Annotated in this window: 11 protein-coding genes; 7 read left to right on the plus strand and 4 right to left on the minus strand. The window is 74.3% G+C overall.

Features of this window, described 5'->3' with window-relative positions; translation table 11 throughout:
* Positions 1-59: 59 nt before the first annotated feature.
* On the minus strand, positions 60-1,067 hold the full coding sequence (locus AB5J73_RS35845) for a LacI family DNA-binding transcriptional regulator (protein WP_370963247.1): 1,008 nt from the start codon (positions 1,065-1,067) through the stop codon (positions 60-62).
* Positions 1,068-1,098: 31 nt separating this feature from the next.
* Complete coding sequence (locus AB5J73_RS35850) at positions 1,099-2,490, minus strand: amino acid permease (protein WP_370963248.1); 1,392 nt, start codon at positions 2,488-2,490, stop codon at positions 1,099-1,101.
* Positions 2,491-2,650: 160 nt separating this feature from the next.
* On the opposite strand from AB5J73_RS35850, the gene AB5J73_RS35855 reads away from it, so the two are divergent.
* A complete protein-coding gene (locus tag AB5J73_RS35855; protein WP_370963249.1) occupies positions 2,651-3,556 on the plus strand; it encodes a glutaminase in 906 nt (301 codons plus the stop codon).
* A gap of 1 nt (position 3,557) precedes the next feature.
* On the opposite strand, the gene AB5J73_RS35860 is transcribed toward AB5J73_RS35855, so the two are convergent.
* Both AB5J73_RS35860 and AB5J73_RS35865 read right to left on the minus strand, forming a co-directional pair.
* Entirely contained in the window at positions 3,558-4,175 is a 618-nt protein-coding gene (locus tag AB5J73_RS35860; protein ID WP_370963250.1) for a transcriptional regulator, read from the minus strand.
* A complete protein-coding gene (locus tag AB5J73_RS35865) occupies positions 4,172-5,281 on the minus strand; it encodes a pyridoxal-phosphate dependent enzyme (protein ID WP_370963251.1) in 1,110 nt (369 codons plus the stop codon). The genes AB5J73_RS35860 and AB5J73_RS35865 overlap by 4 nt, the downstream gene beginning before the upstream one ends.
* 786 nt (positions 5,282-6,067) lie before the next feature.
* On the opposite strand from AB5J73_RS35865, the gene AB5J73_RS35870 reads away from it, so the two are divergent.
* Genes AB5J73_RS35870 through AB5J73_RS35895 form a run of 6 tightly spaced genes read left to right on the plus strand, consistent with a single transcriptional unit; the run spans position 6,068 to position 19,898 of the window.
* Positions 6,068-12,808, plus strand: coding sequence for an SDR family NAD(P)-dependent oxidoreductase (locus AB5J73_RS35870; protein ID WP_370963252.1), 6,741 nt, complete (start codon positions 6,068-6,070; stop codon positions 12,806-12,808).
* Between the two features lie 5 nt (positions 12,809-12,813).
* On the plus strand, positions 12,814-17,109 hold the full coding sequence (locus AB5J73_RS35875; protein ID WP_370963253.1) for a beta-ketoacyl synthase N-terminal-like domain-containing protein: 4,296 nt from the start codon (positions 12,814-12,816) through the stop codon (positions 17,107-17,109).
* Entirely contained in the window at positions 17,106-17,411 is a 306-nt protein-coding gene (locus AB5J73_RS35880; protein WP_370963254.1) for an acyl carrier protein, read from the plus strand. The genes AB5J73_RS35875 and AB5J73_RS35880 overlap by 4 nt, the downstream gene beginning before the upstream one ends.
* Positions 17,408-18,214 carry an alpha/beta fold hydrolase gene (locus AB5J73_RS35885; RefSeq protein ID WP_370963255.1) on the plus strand — a complete coding sequence of 269 codons (807 nt, stop codon included), beginning with the start codon at positions 17,408-17,410 and terminating at the stop codon, positions 18,212-18,214. Before AB5J73_RS35880 ends, AB5J73_RS35885 begins: the two co-directional genes overlap by 4 nt.
* Positions 18,214-19,380, plus strand: coding sequence for a glycosyltransferase (locus AB5J73_RS35890; protein WP_370963256.1), 1,167 nt, complete (start codon positions 18,214-18,216; stop codon positions 19,378-19,380). The genes AB5J73_RS35885 and AB5J73_RS35890 overlap by 1 nt, the downstream gene beginning before the upstream one ends.
* 38 nt (positions 19,381-19,418) lie before the next feature.
* Positions 19,419-19,898, plus strand: coding sequence for a GNAT family N-acetyltransferase (locus AB5J73_RS35895; protein WP_370963257.1), 480 nt, complete (start codon positions 19,419-19,421; stop codon positions 19,896-19,898).
* The last annotated feature ends 3 nt before the right edge of the window (positions 19,899-19,901 follow it).

Raw genomic sequence — 19,901 nt, forward strand, 5'->3', positions numbered from 1 at the left:
CGTGAACGTTCACGGACTGCTCGGCAGTCTGCGTGGCGCCGCGTCGACGTGTCAAGGGATCAGGCGGATTCGCGCAGGTGGAGGGCCGCGCGGACGATCAGCTCGCCGGGCTCGAGGGGGGCGGCACCGGTCACGAGCCGGGCCGCCTGCTCGACGGCGAGGGCGCCGAGCGCGCGGGTGTCGATGGCGACGCTGGAGAGCTCCGGCTCGACGAGGGTGCCGAGCGCGAGGCCGTCGAAGCCGATCACCGCGAGGTCGGCGGGCACGCGCAGGCCGAACCGGCGGGCCTCGCGCAGGGCGCCGATGGCGATGACGTCGTTGAAGGCGAACACGGCGGTGACGTCGGGGTGCGCGGCGAGCAGGGTGGCGAGCGCGGCACCGCCGCCGTCGACGCTCTGGGGAGCGCGCGCGATCCACCCGGGCGCCAGCGCGATGCCGTGCTCGGCGACGGCGCGGCGGAACCAGCGCTGGCGGACGCTCGGGTCGGGGCGGCCGTCGTGGTCGAGCATCCCGATCCGCCGGTGCCCGCGGCCGACCAGGTGGGCGACGGCTTCCCGGACACCGTCCTCGCCGTCGATCGCGATCCCGCTGAACCGCTCGGCGCGCGGCTCCCGGCCGATCAGCACCACCGGGATGCCGGGGGTGAAGCGGTCGAGGTCCTCGTCGGACCGGCTGAAGTAGCCGACCACCGCGTCCACCTGGGTGCCGATCACCCGCAGCGTGGCCAGTTCCTGCTCGGCGTCGCCCGCGGTGTCGTAGACGACGACGTGCCAGCCGCGGGCCCGGGCCGCCGCCAGCGCGCCGGAGGCGACCTCGGTGAAGAAGGGGTTGAGCAGGTCCGGCACCACCAGCCCGATCGTGGTGGTGTCCGGCCGGACCAGGCCGCGGGCGAAGCGGCTGGGGCGGTACCCGAGCTCGCGGGCGGCGTCGAGCACGCGCTGCTTGGTCGAGCCGTCGATCTCGGCCTTGTCGTTCAGCGCCCGCGACACCGTCTGCCGGGACACCCCGGCCGAGCGGGCGACGTCGTGGATCGTCACCCGCCGGGGTGCGGTGCTGCTCGTGGACACCCGTCGAGTATGCCCGCCCGCGGCCGGGCCGCTACCCGAGCGGGGTGCGTTCCCGTCGCTTCGAGACGAAGCGCCAGCCCACCGCCAGCACCACGCCCAGCACCGGGATCGAGTAGAACGCCACCTTCTCGGCGCCGTCGGAGAAGCCCATCAGGACCACGACCAGGACCAGGAAGGCCAGCGTCGCCCAGCCGGAGTAGGGCGCCCACGGCATCCGGTACGACGGGCGCTCCAGCTCACCGCGCAGCGCGGCCTGGCGGAGGCGCAGCTGGCAGAAGACGAGCGTGGCCCACGTCGTGATCACGCCGAGGGAGGCGATCGCGATGGCGATGTCGAACGCGTCCTTGGGCACCAGGTAGTTCAGGACCACGCCGAGCAGGTAGGCGACCGAGGTGAACAGGATGCCGCCGTAGGGCACGTGGCGCCCGCTCATCCGGCTGACGAACGACGGCGCCTCGCCCTTCTCGGCCAGCGAGCGCAGGATCCGGCCGGTGGAGTAGAGCCCGGAGTTGACGCTGGACAGCGCCGCGGTGAGCACGACCGCGTTCATCACGTCGCCGATGCCCGGGATCCCCAGCCGGCTGAAGACCGTCACGAACGGGCTCTCGTCGCCGTTGTAGAACGGCCAGGGCAGCAGCATCGCGAGCATCAGCACGGACCCGACGTAGAACACGCCGATCCGCCACACCACGCCGTTGATCGCCTTCGGCAGCACCTTGCGGGCGTCCTTGGTCTCGCCGGCCGCGATGCCCACGACCTCGATGGCCGAGTAGGCGAAGATGACCGCCTGCAGGGTCATCAGCGCGATCCCGACACCGGCCGGGAAGAGTCCACTGTGGCCGGTCAGGTTGTGCGGGCCGGCGGTGGTGCCGCCGATGTCGGCGCTGGTGAGCACCAGCCCGATCGCGGTGACCAGGAAGACGACGATGGCCAGCACCTTGACCACCGAGAACCAGAACTCCAGCTCCCCGAACAGCTTCACCGAAAGCAGGTTCACCGCGATGAGCACGCCGAGTGCGACCAGCGCGGTGATCCACTGCGGCACGTCCGGCAGCCACTTGTGCACGTAGATCGCCACCGCGGTGATCTCCGCGATGCCGGTCATCGCCCAGTTCACCCAGTACATCCAGCCGGAGACGAACCCGGCCCACGGGCCGATGAACTTCCGCGCGTAGGTGACGAAGCTGCCGGAGCTGGGCTCGTGCAGGACGAGCTCGCCGAGCGCGCGCATCACGAAGTAGGCGGCCACCCCGCAGATCGCGTAGGAGAAGACCAGCGACGGGCCGACCTGGTGGAGCTTGCCGCCGGCGCCGAGGAAGAGCCCGACGCCGATCGCGCCGCCGATGGCGATCATCTGCACTTGGCGGTTGCCCAGCGCTTTCGAGTAGCTTTCACCTTTTTCGGTGAGGAGCGAGGAATCCATGGTTCCGGGACGCTAGAGCTTGTGCGGCAAGTCACCAAGCACCATAAGGAAGACTTAAGGTGTGCGGGAGATCACCACCCGGTTTTCCCCGGTATCGCCCGGTTTCGATTTGACAAGGGGCGCCGCGCACCCGGAACCACGCGGCTTCTACGCTACGGCGGTGGACCTCGCGGCGCTGCTGGACCGGATCGCCGACGACGTCGCGCCCGACGTCGGCCGCGGCGCCGTCGCGGACTACATCCCGGCACTGGCCAGGGTCGAGCCGGGGCGGTTCGGCATGGCGGTGGCCGAAGTGGACGGTGCGCTGCACGGCGTCGGCGATTGGCGGCACCCGTTCTCCGTGCAGAGCATGTCCAAAGTGTTCACCCTCGCCTTGACGCTTTCCCGCGGTGACGGCGTGTGGGCGCGGGTCGGCCGCGAACCGTCGGGCGACCCGTTCAATTCGCTGGTGCAGCTGGAACACGAGGACGGTATCCCGCGCAACCCGTTCATCAACGCCGGTGCGCTGGTGGTGACCGACGAACTCGCGCGCCACGGCGACGCGGCGGAGGCGTTGCTCGCCTTCCTGCGGGAGGAGAGCGGCCGGGCCGAAATCGACGTCGACGCCGAGGTGGCGGCGTCGGAGGCGGGCCACGCCGACCGCAACCGCGCCCTCGCGTACTTCATGGCCTCCTACGGCAACATGCGGCACCCCGTGCCGTCGGTGCTCGACCAGTACGTCCGTCAGTGCTCGATCGCGATGAACTGCGCGGACGTCGCCCGCTCGGCGTTGTTCCTGGCCCGCCACGGCGTCCGCAACGACGGGTCACGGCTGCTCGACCTGAGCGCGGCCAAGCGCGTCAACGCGGTGATGCTGACCTGCGGCACCTACGACGCGGCCGGCGAGTTCGCCTACCGCGTCGGCCTGCCCGGCAAGAGCGGCGTGGGCGGCGGCATCGTCGCGATCGTGCCGGGCCGGTGCGCGGTGTGCGTGTGGAGCCCGGGCCTGGACGCGCGCGGGAACTCCGTGGCAGGGGTGGCCGCGCTCGACCGGTTCACCACGCTGACCGGCTGGTCGGTCTTCTGAGTCAGCGCAGGTAGTTGTAGACGGTCGCCCGCGAGATCCCCAGCAGGTCGGTCAGCGCCGGCACCGCGTTCTTCAGCTCCAGGAACCCGCGCTCCTTCAACGACCGGACGAGGTCCTTCTTCGCCGCCGCGGCCAGGCCGCGCGGGGTGTGGCCGCGCTCGGCCGCGTAGTCCTCGACCAGGGCGCGGAGTTCGTCGCCCGTGCGGGCGCGCAGGCTCTCGGCCAGCGGCGCGGGTTCGTCGGTGCCGGCCAGGCGGGTGAGGGCGTGCGCCGCCGAGCCGAGCAGGGACACGTCGAGGTTCAGGCACAACGCGGCCACGTACTCGCCGGCGGAGTTGCGGATGCCGATCGACGTGCTCTTCGCCGGGCGCCCGTCCGGGAACCGGTTCGGGTAGTTCTGGAGCACGTCCGGGAAGCCCGGGTCGGCGATCCGCGCCAGGCCCAGCTCGGTGGCGGGGTCGCCGACGGCGCGGCCGGACAGGCCGCCTTCGATCGCGCGCACGGCGTGGGCCGGGTCGCGCAGATCGTGCAGCACCACCTCGCACAGGCCGGGGAACATCCGGCCGACGGCGTGGGCGATCTTCTCGGCTTCGCGCAGCAGCAGCTCGTCCTCGGTCACCCGATCAGCTCCCGCAGCTTGTCGGCCGCCTTCAAGCCGGAGCCGGTGAGCACCACGACGGTGGTTTCGCCCGGCCGGATCGCGCCGCGGCCGCGGAAGACGTCGATGGCCGCGGCGGCGGTCGCGCTGGTCGGCTCGGCGTAGAGGCCGAGGGCCGCCAAGCGGCGGGCGGCCGCGGCGATGGCGTCCTCCCCGATCGCGGCCGTGTCGCCGCCCGAGCGCCGGATCGCCGCGACCACCTCCGGCAGGCGCACCGGCCGCCGGATCGCGGTGCCCTCGGCGACGGTCGGGGCGAACGGCGGCGGCTGCCGGTCGTGGACGGCGGCGTCGACGGGGGAGCAGTTCCGCGGTTGCGCGACGAGCAGCCGCGGCAGCCGCGTGATCGACCCGGCGGCCAGGAGCTCGCCGAACCCGAGGTCGCAGCCCAGCACGATGCTGCCCGCGCCGGCGACCGTGACGACGGCGTCGGGTGCGCGGAAGCCGAGGTCTTCCCACAGCTCGTAGGCGAGGGTCTTGGTGCCCTGCAGGAAGAAGGGGTGCCAGTTGTGGCTGGCGTACGTCGTGGCCGCCGAGCGCCGGACGGCTTCGGCGGCGGTGTCGTCGCGGGTGCCGGGCACCAGTTCGACCGTCGCGCCGTACGCGCGGGTCTGCAGCACCTTCGCGGGCGAGGTCCCCTCGGGGGCCAGGACGGTCGCCGCGATCCCGGCCGCGGCGCTGTAGGCCGCGACCGACGAGCCGCCGTTGCCGGAGCTGTCTTCCAGGAGCTGCTTCACGCCGGCGCCGGCCAGTGCGGACACCATGACGCTGGAGCCGCGGTCCTTGAAGCTGCCGGTCGGGCTGAACCATTCGAGCTTGAACCGGACGTCGGTGCCGCCCCAGGTCCGCGGGACCAGCGGGGTGCAGCCCTCGCCGAGGGAGACCGGGCGGAGGTCGCCGGGCAGTGCGGCCCGGTACCGCCAGAGCGACCGGTCCCCGGTTTCGACGTCGCCGGGGCCGAGCCCGGCCAGCGGGGCGACGGTGAGCGGGGCGCCGTCGTCGCCGCGCCACCGCAGCGGGTCACCCGGGTACCGCGTTCCCGAGCGGTCGTCGGTGTACCAGTAGTCCACAGCACCTCCACGGCTGGACAGTCCGTCCAAGTCTAGACGGTGCGTCCATCGTTACTGGCGGGTATGCGAAATGTCTTCAGCTTTTCTCAGGGAAAATTTGTAACGCGGCGGGGGAAGATTGCGATCACCGCCGTCCGGCGGGCACCGAACGCGGCACCGATGGTGTTCGCCCGAATACCGGCGGTCGCGCCGCCTGGGACGAGCGGCGGGGCGACCGGCGAGGCAGGGAGGTTCGTCCGTGATCGCGTGAGCACCGGAAATCCGGGCGGCGCCCCAATCCACAGTGGACTCACGAAGGGGTGCGGAGTGGCCAACGCATTCTCGGGCCGATTCTCGCGCGCGTCCGGAAAGGCGCGAATTGGCCTTACTTGGTAACCGAAGAATTGACGTCCGGTGCGACTGCCGAGAAGTGGATACCGGACGGTCGGTTTTACTTTTCCGATACGTCCCGGTCGCGTTGCCGAAACGCCCGACCCGCCGGTCGGAGTGGTCCGGTGCGGGCAACCGCCCGGCGTCCACCAGGCGGGATGGCTTGCGCCGTCCGGCGGCGTGCGTCCAGTGGACCACCCCCGGAACCGGTCCGGCGGCCGTCGGCGGCAATCCGGTCCCGCATCCCGGACGCGGGGAACATGACGGCCGCGTTAAATTCTTGCGCTACCGGCCTGGTCGATCCCGAATTTTCTGAACCGCGGCGATGAAATCGCGGTGGGTTGTTGACGACGTGGAGGGAACCCGCTTAAGTACTCCCCGTTGCCCATCACCCATTCGTGCGTAGCGGGAGTTCCCATGCGTCTCTCGAAAGACGACTCCGCGCCGGCCGGGCTGGTCGTCGCCGTGTCGCCGCTGCGATGGCCGTCCGCGCGCGGGGTCGCCGCCGCCGCGCGCGGGGGCGGGCTCGGCGTGCTCGACCTGACCGGCGGGGACGCCGCCGGCGCGGAGGAGCTCGCGCTGCTGGGCGAATGGGGGATCCCGGCGTTCGGGGTCCGGCTCGCCGGCCCGCCCGCGGGTGCGGAACTGCCCGAAGCCGTCACCACCGTCCTGCTGACCGAAGACGCCGGGTGCGCGGCGCGCGACTTCCCGGGCCGCCGGGTGCTGGCCGAGGTCACCTCCCGCGCGTCGGCCGAGCGGGCGGTCGGCGGCGGCGCGCACGGTCTCGTCGCCCGCGGTCGCGAATGCGGTGGCCGGACCGGGGAACTGAGCACGTTCGTGCTGCTGCAGGCCTTGCTCGGGAACTTCGACGTCCCGGTGTGGGCCGCGGGCGGGATCGGGCCGCACACCGCCGCGGCCGCGATCGCCGGTGGTGCCGCCGGCGTCGTGCTCGACACGCAGCTCGCCCTGCTGCCGGAGGCCGAGCTGCCGTCGCGGCTCACGACCGGCCTGGCCGGGCTCGACGGGTCGGAAACGACCGTCGTCGACGGCGTCCGCGTGCTCGCCCGCCGGGGCGCCGAACCGCTCGAAGCGGGCCAGGACGTCTTCCTCGCCACCCGGTTCCGCGACCGCTGGGGCACGGTGACCGCGGCGGTCCGCGGCCTGGCCGACGCCGTCGGGGAGGCGCTGCGCGGGGAAACGCCGGTGCTGGGACCGGCCGGCGCGGGCCGCCGCGCGCTCGGCACGGCGCTGCCGATCGCGCAGGGCCCGATGACCCGGGTCAGCGACCAGCCCGCGTTCGCCGCCGAGGTCGCGGCGGGTGGGGCGCTGCCGTTCATCGCGCTGGCCCTGTCCGGTGCGGAGCAGACCCGCGAAGTCCTGGACCGGACCCGCGAAGCCGTCGGCGACGCGCCGTGGGGCGTCGGGGTGCTGGGGTTCGCCGCCGACGACGTCAAAGCCGCCCAGCTGGCGGTGATCCGGGAGCTGCGGCCGACCCACGCGATCATCGCCGGTGGCCGCCCGGCGCAGGCGGCGGTCCTGGAGGACGCCGGCATCTCGACGTTCCTGCACGTGCCCTCGCCCGGGCTGCTCAAGCAGTTCCTCGAGGCCGGGGCGCGCAAGTTCGTCTTCGAGGGCTCGGAGTGCGGCGGCCACGTCGGGCCGCGCACCAGTTTCCCGCTGTGGGAAGCGCAGCTGGGCGTCCTCGCCGACTTCCTCGCCACCACCCCGGACGCGGCCGCGCAGCTGCAGCTGCTGTTCGCGGGCGGCGTCCACGACGAACGGTCGGCCGCGATGGTGGCCGCGCTCGCCGCGCCGGTGGCCGAGCGAGGTGCGGCGATCGGGGTGCTGATGGGCACCGCGTACCTGTTCACGCGCGAGGCCGTCGCGGCGGGCGCGGTGCTGCCGGGGTTCCAGCGGCAGCTGCTGGCCGCCCGGCACACCGATCTGCTGGAAACCGCGCCGGGGCACGCCACCCGCTGCGTCCGCAGCCCGTTCACCGAGGAGTACGCGGCGATCAAGGCGGACCTCGCCGGGCGGGGCGTGCCGAGCCGGGACGCCTGGGAACAGCTGGAGACGCTCAACGTCGGGCGCCTCCGCCTGGCGAGCAAGGGCATCGAGCGCGTGGGCGCCGAACTGCGCGCCGTCGGCGAGGACCGGCAGCTCGCCGAGGGCATGTTCATGGCGGGCGAGGTCGCGGTGCTGCGCTCGGCCGTGACGACGATCGCCGAGCTGCACCACGCGGTGGGGGACGGCGCGGACGCGTTCCGGCGCGCGCGGGCCGCGGAGTTCGGCGGCACCGCACCGGAGCCCGGCGCGCCCGAGCCCCTCGAAATCGCGATCGTCGGGATGGCGTGCCTGTTCCCGCAGGCCCCCGATCTGGCGTCGTACTGGGCCAACGTGCTGTCCGGGGCGGACGCCGTCACCGAGGTCCCGCCGCAGCGCTGGGACCCGGCGCTGTACTACGACCCCGAGGGCCAGGGCGCGGGGACGCCGTCGCGCTGGGGCGGGTTCCTGCCCGAGATCGGGTTCGACCCGCTGCGCTACGGCATCCCGCCGTCGTCGCTGGCCAGCATCGAACCCGTGCAGCTGCTGGCCTTGGAGGCCGCGCACCGGGCGCTGGTGGACGCCGGGTACGAGCACCGCGCGTTCGACCGGTCGCGGACGTCGGTGGTGTTCGGCGCCGAGGCGGGCAGCGACCTGTCGAACGCGATGACGCTGCGGACCGTGCTGCCGTCCTACGTCGGCGGACTGCCCGCCGAACTGGACGAACGGCTGCCGCGGCTCACCGAGGACTCGTTCCCGGGGGTGCTGGCCAACGTCATCGCCGGGCGGATCGCCAACCGGCTCGACCTGGGCGGCGCGAACTACACCGTCGACGCGGCCTGCGCGTCGTCGCTGACCGCCGTCGACGTCGCGTGCAAGGAACTGACCGCCGGCACCAGCGACCTCGTCCTCTGCGGCGGCGCGGACCTGCACAACGGCATCAACGACTACCTCCTGTTCGCCTCGGCGCACGCGCTCTCGCCGACCGGGCGGTCGGCGACGTTCGACAGCGCGGCCGACGGCATCGCGCTCGGCGAGGGTGTCGCCTGCGTCGCGCTCAAGCGGCTGGCCGACGCCGAACGCGACGGCGACCGGGTGTACGCGGTGATCAAGGGCGTCGGCGCGGCGTCCGACGGCCGCGCGCTCGGGCTGACCGCGCCCCGGCCGGAAGGCCAGCGCACCGCGCTGACCCGCGCCTACCGCAACGCCGGCGTCTCGCCCGCGCGCGTCGGGCTCGTCGAGGCGCACGGCACCGGCACGGTCGTCGGCGACCGGACCGAGCTGGCCACGCTGACGAAGGTGTTCAGCGAGGCCGGTGCCGCGCCGGGCGGCTGCACGATCGGGTCGGTGAAGTCGCAGATCGGGCACACCAAGTGCGCCGCGGGCCTGGCCGGGCTGATCAAGACCGCGCTCGCGCTGCACACCGGCGTCAAACCGCCGACCCTGCACATCTCGGCGCCGAACCCGGCCTGGGACGCCGAGACCAGCCCGTTCGTGTTCCAGTCGGCCGCGCAGCCGTGGGCCGCGCCGGCCGCGGACCGGATCGCCGGGGTCAGCGCGTTCGGCTTCGGCGGGACCAACTTCCACGTCGTGCTGGGCGCGCACGACAGCGTGCCCCCGGCTCAGGCGGCCGACGAGTGGCCCGCGGAGCTGTTCACCTTCGAGACGGAGGCGGCGGCGCGGGACCTGCTGGCGCTGGCCTCGGACGTGCCGGCCGGGTACGAGCCGTGGCGGTTGCGGGACCTGGCGCTGAGCACGTCGCGGCGGGCGGCGGGCCGGGCGGCGCGGCTCGCCGTGGTCGCGTCCACTGTGGACGAACTGGTGTCACGGCTGCGCGAGGCGCTCGACGGGCGCGATCCGGCCGGGGTGTTCCGCGGCGACGGGAGCGAACCCGGTTCGGTGGCGGTGCTGTTCCCCGGCCAGGGCAGCCAGCGGCCGGGCATGTTCGCCGAGCTGTTCGTCGCCTTCCCGGACCTGCAGCGGTACCTGCGCCTGGACCCGGTGACCGCCGGCGCCGTCTTCGGGCCCGCGGTGTTCGGCGAGGCGGCGCGCCAGGCGTCGGCCGACCGGGTCACCGACACCCGCGTCGCCCAGCCCGCGCTCGGCCTCGCCGGCCTGGCGGCGTTCCGGCTGCTGACCCGGGCCGGCGTGCGGCCCGCGATGCTGGGCGGGCACAGCTACGGCGAGCTGACCGCGCTGGCGGCGGCCGGGTCCCTCACCCCCGAGGGACTGCTGCACGCGAGCCACGCCCGTGCGGGGGCGATCCTGGACGCGGTGCCCGCGTCGGACCCGGGTGCGATGGCCGCGGTGTCGGCGTCCGCCGCCGACGTCCGCGCGGCCCTCGGCTCGTCGCCGGTCGTGCTGGCCAACCACAACTCGCCGAAGCAGACGGTGATTTCCGGGGCGACGGCGGACGTCACGGCGGCGGTCGAGCGGCTGCGTGGAGCCGGGCTGGGCGCGAAACGGCTCCAGGTGGCCTGCGCGTTCCACAGCCCGCTGGTGGCCGCCGCCGGTGCGGCGTTCGGCCGCACGCTGGGCGCGATCGGCGTCGTCCGGCCGGCCATCCCGGTGTACGGCAACCGGACGGCGGCGCCCTACCCGGCCGGCCCGGACGAGATCCGCGGCGAGCTGGCGGCGCAGCTGGGCGCGCCGGTGCGGTTCGTCGAGCAGATCGAGGCGATGTACGCGGCCGGGGCGCGGGTGTTCGTCGAGGCGGGACCGGGCGCCGTGCTGGCCGGGCAGGTCGAAGCGATCCTCGGCGACCGTCCCCATCGGACGGTCGGCTTCGAGCAGCCGGGCCGCCGCGGCCTGCCGGGCTTCCTCGGCGCGCTGGCACGGCTGGCGGTGTCCGGCGCACCGCTCGAGACCGGCTGGCTGTTCCGCGGCCGCGACGCGGTCGACGCGGCGACGGCCCCGCGGCCGAAGCGCCCGGGCTGGACGGTCGACGGCCACCTGCTCCGCACCGCGGACGGCACGATCCCGGCGGGCGCGCTGCGGCCGGCCTCGCGGGTCACGCTGGGACCGCCCGCCGCGGCGGCACCGACGTCGGAGGCGATGGTCGCGGACTTCCTGCGGACCAGCCGCGAGATGATCGCCGCCCAGCGGGACGTCCTGCTCGGCTTCTTCGGCAGCGCGGAAGCACCCGTGCCGAAGCGCCCCAATGTGGCGTTGGTTGCGTCCAACGCACCGAACGCCACATTGGGTGCGTCAGACGCACCGAACGCCACATTGGGGCGCTCGGTGCTGGAGACGGTCGTCGCGGTGATCGGGGAGCGGACGGGCTATCCGGTCGAGATGATCGAGCCGGACCTCGATCTCGAGGCGGATTTGAGCGTGGATTCGATCAAGCGCGCGGAGATCGCGGGCGAGCTGGCGGCCCGGCTCGGCCTCACCGGCGGTGACGTCGAGGAGTTCGCGAAGGCCCGCACGGCCGCGGCGATCGCCGAGCTGATCGGGGCCCCGCAGCCGCCTTCGGCCGGCACCTCGGTGCTGGAGACCGTGGTCGCGGTGATCGGGGAGCGGACCGGCTACCCGGTGGACATGATCGAGCCGGATCTCGATCTCGAAGCGGACCTGAGCGTCGACTCGATCAAGCGGGCCGAGATCGCCGGGGAGCTGACCGTCCGCCTCGGCACCGGCGACGTCGAGGTGCTGGCCAAGGCCCGGACCGCGGCGGGGATCGCGGAGCTGCTGGGTGCGGGCGAAGCGGACCGCGCCGAACCACAGCCGGTGACCAGTGAGCCCGAGCCCGTGATCGTCGCGCCGAAGCGGTACGTCCTGGCCGAGGTCGCGCTCGCCCCCGCCGGCACCCCCGACATCGCCGGCCGCCGGTTCCTGGTCCTCGGCTCCGGCGCCTTCGCCGACGACGTCCGCGCCGAACTCGGGGCCCACGGCGCCGAGGCCGAAACCGGCGAGGACGTCCGCCCCGGCTTCGACGGGTACCTGTTCCTCGCCCCCGTCCTGCCCGCCGCCTTCTCCCGGTACCGGGACGCCCTCGCCCAGTACCCCCGGTGGCTGCTCAGCGCCGGACCGGCCGAGGGGCTCCGAGGGTTCCACCGCAGCGTCGCCCGCGAATACCCGGACACGCTCACCCGGGTCGTCGAAGGCGCGGGCGCCGCCGGCTTCGTCGCCGAACTGTCCACACCGGACCGCGAACCGGTCGTCGTGCACCGCGGGACCACCAGGCACGGCATCGAACCCGCCGAGGAAAGCCTGGGCCTGCTCGCCGGCAGCGGCGCGGGCCCCGCGGGCGACGGCGTGGCCGAAGCCGCCGCCATCGGGCTGGACCGCGAGTCGGTCGTCCTGCTCGTCGGTGGCGCCAAGGGCATCACCGCCCGGTTCGCCGGCACCCTGGCCGCGACCACGCGGTGCCGCGTCGAGCTGCTCGGCCGGACGCCGGTCCCGGCCGCGGAAGACGAGTACCCGCAGGCGAAAGACGCCAAGGCGCTCCGCGCCGCCCTCATCGGCGCGGGCCTGAAGAACCCCGCCGAAATCGAGCGGGCCGTCCGGCGGATCACCGGCGAACGCGAGGTCCGCACCACCCTCCGAGAGCTCGAGGCGCTCGGCAGCCCGGTGCGCTACCAGTCCGTCGACATGCTCGACGCCGAAGCCGTCCACCGCGCGGTCAAGGAGATCCACGCCGAACACGGGCGGCTCGACGGGATCGTCTACGCCGCCGGCGTCATCGAGGACAAGCTCGTCAGGGACAAGACGCCGGAGTCCTTCGCCCGCGTCTACAGCACCAAAGTGGACGGTGCGGACACCCTCCTCGAAGCGACCGCCGACCTGCCCGACGAGCCGAAGTTCGTCGTCCTGTTCGGCAGTATCGCCGCCGCGCTCGGCAACCGGGGCCAGGCCGACTACGCCGCGGCGAACGACGCCCTCGAAGCGCTCGGGCGGCGGTGGCCAGCCGGGCGCGCGGTGACCGTCCACTGGGGACCGTGGGCACCGGCCGGCGAGCACGACGGGATGGTCACCCGCGAGCTCATGCGGGACTACGCCCGCCGGGGCATCGCGCTGATCGACCCCGAGGAAGGCACCCTCGGGCTGCTGCGCGAGCTGGCCTGGGGCCGCGCCGGCACCGCCGCCGTCGTCCACACCGCGTCCGGGTGGTGACCGGGATGCGCGTGGCGATCGTCGGGATGTCGGTGCTGCTGCCCGGGGCCCCGGACCTGGCCGCCTACTGGCGCAACCTCGCCGGCGGCGTCGACGCCATCACCGAGGTCCCGCCGGAGAAGTGGGACGGCACGCACTACGCGCCGGACGAGCGGCGGGCCGACCGGGTCTACTGCCGCCGCGGCGGGTTCGTCGACGAGCTGGCCGAAGTGGACGTCACCGGGTTCGGGATCATGCCGAACTCCGTGCCCGCCACCGAACCCGACCAGCTGATCGCGCTGCGGGTCGCCGCGCAGGCCCTCGCCGACGCCGGCGGCCCGGACCGCCTGCCCGCGGACCGGGCGAAGGTCGGCGTGGTGCTCGGCCGCGGCGGCTACCTGACACCCGGTCTCGTCCGGCTCGACCAGCGCGTCCGCACCGCGACCCAGCTGGTCCGCACGCTCGGCGAGCTGATGCCCGGACTCGGCGCGGACCAGCTCGACGCCGTCCGGCAGGCCTTCACCGACCAGCTCGGCCCGGAGGCCCCCGAGTCCGCGATCGGGCTGGTGCCCAACCTCGCCGCGTCGCGGCTGGCCAACCGCCTCGACCTGCGCGGCCCGGCCTACACCGTGGACGCCGCGTGCGCGTCCTCCCTGATCGCCGTCGACCACGCCGTCCGCGAACTCGCGAGCGGGCGCTGCGACGTCGTCCTCGCCGGCGGCGTGCACCACTGCCACGACATCACCTTCTGGAGCGTCTTCACCCAGCTCGGCGCCCTTTCGCCGACCGAGCGCATCCGGCCGTTCCACCGCGACGCCGACGGTGTGCTCATCGGCGAAGGCACCGGCGTCGTCGTGCTCAAGCGCCTCGCCGACGCCGAACGGGACGGCGACCGCGTCTACGCCGTGATCACCGGGACCGGCGTCGCCTCCGACGGGCGGACCGCGAGCCTCGCCAACCCCGACTCCGGCGGCCAGGTCCGCGCGGTTCGCCAGGCGTGGGCCGCGGCCGGGCTCGACCCCGCCGAACCGGACTCGATCGGCCTGCTGGAGGCGCACGGCACCGCGACCCCGGCCGGCGACGCGGCCGAGCTCGCCACTCTCGCGGAGGTCTTCGGCAGCGCCGGCGCCGCCGTGCTCGGCTCGGTCAAGTCGATGATCGGGCACACCATGCCCGCGGCCGGCATCGCCGGGCTCGTCAAGGCCGCGCTGGCCGTGCACCACGGCGTCCTGCTGCCCACCCTGCACTGCGACGACCCGCACCCCGGCCTCGCGCGGACCCGCTTTTCCACTTTGGACACCGCGAAGGAGTGGGACGCGGCCGTGCGCCGGGCCGGGGTCAACGCGTTCGGGTTCGGCGGGATCAACGCCCACGTCGTGCTGGAACAGGCCCCGGGCCGCCCGGTACCCGCCGCCGTCGTCCGCGAACCGGAACGGGTGCTGCGCCTGGCCGCCCGGTCGGCCGGGGAGCTGAGGGACCTGCTCGAGGCGCCCGGCACGCCGGTGACCGGCGACGGCCCGGTCCGGCTCGGTGTCGTCGACCCGACCGAAAAGCGGCTGGCGCTCGCCCGGAAGGTCCTCGCCCGCGGCCGGGCCTGGCGGGGCCGCAACGACGTCTGGTTCGCCGACCGCCCGCTGCTCGGGCCGGGCGGCGGGAAGGTCGCCTTCGTGTTCCCCGGCCTGGAGTCGGAGCTGGCGCTGAACTGCGGCGACGTCGCCCGCCACTTCGGGCTGCCGTGGCGGCACGGGGACGTCGAAGTCGGCGACGTCGGCCGCCAGGGCACGGCGGTGTTCGAGCTGGGCCGGCTGCTCAACGCCGCGCTCGGCCGGCTGGGCGTCGTCCCGGACGCGGTCGCCGGGCACAGCCTGGGGGAGTGGACGGCGATGGCCGTGGCCGGCCTGCACGCCGAGGCGGAGGTCGACGCGTTCCTCGCCGGGTTCGACCCCGACGCGCTCGTCGTCCCCGGCCTCGCGTTCGCCGCGATCGGCGCGCCCGCGCCGCGGGTGACCGAGGAGCTGGCCGGGTGCTCGGACGTCGTGCTCTCCCACGACAACTCGCCCAACCAGGCCATGGTCTGCGGTCCGGCCGCCGCCGTGACCGCGCTCGTCACGCGGTTCCGCGACGCCGGGATCGTCGCGCAGGTGCTGCCGTTCCGGTCCGGGTTCCACACCCCGATGCTGCGGCCGTACCTGGACCCGATCCGCGCCGCGGCCGCCCGGTTCACCCTGCACCCGCCGCGGCTGCCGATCTGGTCGGCGACCACGGTCGCGGAGTACCCGGCCGGCGAAGCGGAAGTCCGCGAGCTGTTCGTGCGGCACCTGCTGGAACCGGTCCGGTTCCGGCCGCTCGTGCGGGCGCTGCACGCCGCCGGGTTCCGCGCGTTCGTCCAGGTCGGCGCGGGCCAGCTCGGCTCGCTGGTCGGCGACACCCTGCACGGCGAGGAGCACCTGGTCGTGGCGGCGCACTCGGCGCACCGGCCCGGGCTCGCGCAGCTGCGCCGGGTCGCGACCGCGTTGTGGACCGAGGGCGCCGGCCTCGACTTCGGCCGGCTGCCCGGCGAACGCGGGGTGCCGTCGAAGGCGGTCAAGCTGGACCTCGGCGGCCGCCTGATCTCCCTCGACGAAGGCGTCCGCGCGCGCATCGCCCTCCCGGCCCGCCGATCCACAGTGGACGACCTGGCCGGGAAGGGCCCGCTCGCCGCGGAACTCGCCGCCCTGCTGACCGACACGGCCCAGCTGGCGTCCACCGCCCTCGCCGGTGCCGCACTTTCACGTGAAAGTGCGGACCCAGGTGATCACTTTCACGTGAAAGTGCCGAGGGAGCTGGACACGACGCTCGAGGTGTCGGTCGAGGCGATGCCGTACCTGCTCGACCACTGCTTCTTCAAGCAGCCGCCGGGAGCCGACCCGGGCGACCGCTGGCCGGTCGTCCCGGCGACGACGGTGATCGACCACCTGATGGGGTTCGCCGAGCGGGCCGCGCCCGGCTGCCGCGCGGTCGCGGTGCACGACGTCCGGCTCACGCAGTGGATCACCGCGGTCCCGGCGGTCAGCGTGGGCGTCCGGGTCCGCCCGCACGGCCCCGGCCGGGTCCTCGCCGCGCTGGACGGCTACTCCCAGGCCGTCGTGGAGCTCGCCCCGGCCCACCCGGGCGGCGCACCGGCCCCGTGGCGCTTCCCCGCGTCGGCGGAGCAGGTCCCCGAGACGACGGCCGCCGAACTGTACGCCGACCGCTGGATGTTCCACGGGCCGCGCTTCCAGGGCGTCATAGAGCTGACCGCCGTCGGCGAGCGGCACGTCCGGGCCGTGCTGACCACGCCCGCCGCGCCCGGCGCACTGCTCGACAACGTCGGCCAGGTGCTCGGCTACTGGATCATGTCCCGGCTGGCCGAACGCACCACCGTGTTCCCGGTGGCGATGCGCGAAATCCGGTTCCACGGCCCGCACCCGGCGCCGGGGGAGCGGCTGGAGTGCCTGGTGAAGATCACCGGGCTGACCGGGGAATTCCTCGACGCCGACATGCAGCTCGTCCACGACGGAGCGGTGTGGGCCGAGTTCACCGGCTGGCGCGACCGCCGGTTCGACAGCACCGCGCACATCCGCCAGGCCGACCGGACGCCCGAGCGCTCGACGCTGTCGATCGAGCAGCCGGGCGGCTGGGCGCTGGTGCACGAGCAGTGGCCGGACCTGGCCACCCGCGAGCTGATCATGCGCAACTACCTCGCCGGCGCCGAGCGCGACGCCTACGAACGCCGTCCGCCGCGCGGGCGGCGGCAGTGGCTGCTCGGCCGGATCGCCGCGAAGGACGCCGTCCGCCAGTACCTCTGGGCGCGCGGCGAGCCGGCGATGTTCCCGGCCGAGCTGCGCGTCGGCAACGACGACGCCGGGCGCCCGTTCGTGACCGGCGCCTACGGCCGGGAGCTGCCGCCGCTGACGATCTCGGTGGCGCACCGGGCCGAGGCGGGCGTGGCGATCGCCCGGCCCGGGCCCTGCGGCATCGACGTCGAAGAGGTCGGGGCGCGGCGGGAATCCACTGTGGACGCCGCGCTGGGTGCGGCCGAGCAGGCCTTGTTCGCGGGCTTGCCCGGCGATCCGGAACGGTGGTTCGCCCGCTTCTGGACGGCGAAGGAAGCCGTCGCGAAGCTGCTCGGGACCGGCCTGCGCGGCGAGCCCCGCGACTTCGAAGTCGTCGCGGCCGCGCCGGCGGAGCTCACCGTCCGCGCCGCCGGGCGGGACCACCTCGTCCACTGCGCCGACGCCGACCGGCCGCCGCGCCGCTACGTCGTCGCCTGGACCGAAGAGACGAAGGAGACAGCCGGATGAGCGTCGAGACCACGGCCACGGACGAGGAAACCGTCCTCGCGCAGCTGGCGGGGATGCTTCGGGAACTGCTGGCGGAGTACGGCCTGGACGACGCCGAGATCACGATGGACACGACGTTCCACGACGACCTCGAACTGGAGAGCGTCGACCTGGTGGCGCTGTCGGGGCAGCTGCGCGAGCACTACGGCGACCGCGTCAACTTCGCGACCTTCATCGCCGAGCGGGACCTCGACGAGATCATCGCGCTGACCGTCGGCGAGCTCGTCCGGTACACCGTCGCCTCGCTGCGGGCTACCGCGTGAGCCGGATCCGGGCGGGCGAGCTGGACGTGCACGTCCAGCGGCTCACGCCCGACGTGCCGCTCGACGGGGACGCGCCGCTCGTGGTGTGCGTCCACGGCCTGCTGACCGACAGCCTCGCCAGCTACTACTTCACCCTCGGCCCGGCGCTGGCCGCGCGCGGCCTCGACGTCCTGATGTACGACCTGCGGGGCCACGGCCGCACGACGCGCCCGGAATCGGGGTACCGGCTGGAGGAGTTCGTCGACGACCTCGTCGCCGTCCTCGACGCCTGCGGTGCGACGCGGCCGGTGCACGTGGTCGGCAACTCCTTCGGCGCGTCGGTGGCGTTCGGGCTGGCCGCCGCCCGGCCGGACCGGGTCGCGAGCGTCATCGCGATCGAGGGCGAACCACCGACCGCGGCGTGGACGCAGCACATGGCGGACGGCCTCGCGGACGCCAAGACCCGGCTGGCGATCGACGAGGTGATCGGCTGGATCGCGGACAACCACGGCGCGCACACCGCGCGGCTGTCGAAGGCCGCGCACCGGATCCTGGAGACCACGACCATCGCCGAGGACGTCCCGCGCAGCGCGACCATCGCGGCGGACCTGTCGGCCGTGCGCTGCCCGGTGTTCGCGATCTTCGGCGGTGACTCCGGGCTGGCCGCCCAGGTCCCGGACTTCGAGGCGAACCTGCCGCGCTGCCGGTGCACCGTGCTGGCCGACCAGGGGCATTCGGTGCTGGTGGAGCGGACCGCCGAGGTGATCGACCTGGTTTTCGAGTGGGTCCGCGACACCTCGCGCGCGCCGGCCCGGGTGCGGTAGTGGCCCGGTTCCTGTTCGTCGTCCCGCCGCTGGTCGGGCACGTCAACCCGGCCGCCGGCGTGGCGGGCGAGCTCACCGCGCGCGGGCACGAAGTCGCCTGGGCGGGCCACGACGAGCTGCTGTGGCGGCTGGCCGGCCCGGACGCGCTCGTGTTCTCGTGCGCCGTGCCACCGGAGGTCCCCGAGCGCCCGCCGGACCTCAAGGGGCCCGCCGCGCTGCGGTTCCTCTGGCAGGACTTCCTCGTCCCGCTGGCCGACGCCATGGCGCCCGGAGTGGCCACCGCGCTGGACGTGTTCGAGCCGCACGTGGTGGTCGCCGACCAGCAGGCGCTGGCCGGCGGGCTGCTCGCCGAAGCGCACGGCCTGCCGTGGGTCACCTCGGCGACCACGTCGGCCGAGCTGGTCGACCCCCTGGCCGGGATGCCGAAGGTGGCCGGCTGGGTCGGCGAGCTGCTCGACGGCCTGCGCGCCCGGATCGCCGGCGGCCGCGGCACGGCCGACCCCCGGTTCTCCCCGCACGGCGTGCTCGCCTTCACCACCCGCGAACTGCTCGGCGCGGCCGCGCTGCCGCCGCGGGTCCGGCTGGTCGGCCCGGCCCTCGGCACCCGGCCGTCCACAAGCGACTTCCCGTGGGAGTGGCTCGACCCGCTCCGCCCGGCCGTGCTCGTCTCCCTCGGCACGGCGAACACCGGCGCGGGTGTGGAATTCCTGGCGGCGACGGCGGAGGCGTTCGCCGGCCTGCCCGCCCGCGCGGTGATCGCCGACCCGGGCGGGGTGCTCGGCGCGGTCCCGCCCAACGTCCTCGTGCGGCCCTCGGTCCCGCAGCTGCCGCTGCTCGCGCGGGTCGACGCGGTGCTGTGCCACGCGGGCCACAACACGGTGTGCGAGGCGCTGTGGCACGGCCTGCCGCTGGTGGTCGCGCCGATCCGCGACGACCAGCCGATCGTGGCGGCCCAGGTGGTCGCCGCGGGCGCGGGGATCCGCCTGCGCTTCGGCCGCGCCGACCGCGCGCGGATCACCACGGCGCTCGAGGAAGTGCTGACGGAGCCGTCGTACCGCCGTGCGGCCGAGGCGGTGGCGGCTTCGTTCCACGCGGCGGGCGGCAGCGCCGCGGCGGCCGGGCACCTCGAGCAGCTCGCGCTGGAGAGCCTGCTGCCGGGAACTTGAGGGTTCACCGCGAAAATCGCCCGGGCTACGGTGCCGGGATGACTGTTTCCGTGTGCGCTCCGAGTGACGTCCCGGCGCTGGTGGCTTCGGCCGCGGCCCTGTTCGCCGAAGACGGCGGCCGTCGCGATCCGTTCATGGACACCGGCTGGCCCGCGCGCGAAGGCCAGGCCTACTACGCCGGCCTCGTCGAAGACCCGGCCTGCCTGTGCCTGCTCGCCGCCGGCGGGCACCTGATCGGGCGGCTGCGACCCGCCGACCCGCTACGGCCCGGCGCGGTGCGCGCGGTGCTGGAAAGCATGCGGGTCGGCCCGGAACACCGCCGGTCCGGCGCCGGCGCCGAACTGGTCGCGGCTTTCCTCTACTGGGCAAGGGACAACGGCGCGAACGACGTCACCGTCACGGCCTACGCGGCCAACCACGGTGCGCTCGAGTTCTACCGCGCGCAGGGCTTCGAGCCGTTCGAAGTGGTGCTGCGTCACCGGAACGAGTGGCTATCCACAGTGGACCCGGCGCACTAGCCT

The organism is Amycolatopsis sp. cg9 (genome assembly GCF_041346945.1).
Taxonomy (GTDB): domain Bacteria; phylum Actinomycetota; class Actinomycetes; order Mycobacteriales; family Pseudonocardiaceae; genus Amycolatopsis.